Raw genomic sequence first — 604 nt, 5'->3', positions numbered from 1 at the left:
GCCACCCGCGCCTCCGGGCCGCGCAGCCGCAGCCGCAGGTGCGGCCCGAACCGCCAGTGCCGCTCGACGTGGGCGGCCAGCCCCTCGGCGGCCGCCTGCCGGGCCAGTGGCAGGACGGTTTCGCGCAGCGCGCGGGCCTTGTCGGGCTGGTAGTGGTACAGGACCACGTCCCAGGCGGTCACGGCCTCCTGGCCGTCGGCCGGGTCACTCATCGGGCGCCTCCTCGGCGATGGCGGTACGGACGGAGTCGAAGGCACCGTCGCCCGACGCGCTGCCCCGGCCCGGCCGGTACGTTTCCACCACGAGTTCGACGGCCCGCGTCGGCTCCGCCTGTCCCGCGATGGCCGGAAGGGCCTCCTCCAGCACCACGCCGCGCCGGTGCCGGGTGAGCCACTTGGCCAGGTGGCGCAGGTGCAGCGGGTTGCCGAGGTCGACGGGCTGCGGTTTGGGGGCGCGCAGGCGGGCCACGAAGGCGTCGGCGGGCGTTCCCGCGGGGTCGGCGGCGGCCGGTACGGGGTGGAGGAAGAGCTGCTCGGGCAGGCCGAGCCGGGCCCGCCAGCGGGCGACGGCCGCGGCCGGGACCCCGTCGGGGCCCTGGTCCGTG

At 78.0% G+C, this 604-nt stretch carries 2 pseudogenes; both read right to left on the bottom strand.

Going from position 1 to position 604, the window contains the following annotated elements:
• Nucleotides 1–212, bottom strand: a pseudogene (locus tag KS423_RS46880) (lantibiotic dehydratase C-terminal domain-containing protein); the annotation flags it as partial.
• A pseudogene (locus tag KS423_RS46875) lies at nucleotides 205–604 on the bottom strand (hypothetical protein); the annotation flags it as partial. The pseudogenes KS423_RS46875 and KS423_RS46880, both read right to left, overlap by 8 nt.

The sequence above is a fragment of the Streptomyces sp. LS1784 genome, assembly GCF_020103755.1.
Classification (GTDB): Bacteria; Actinomycetota; Actinomycetes; order Streptomycetales; family Streptomycetaceae; genus Kitasatospora.
Note: the sequence above shows the minus strand (reverse complement) of the source record. Positions and strands in the feature narration are given on the sequence as shown.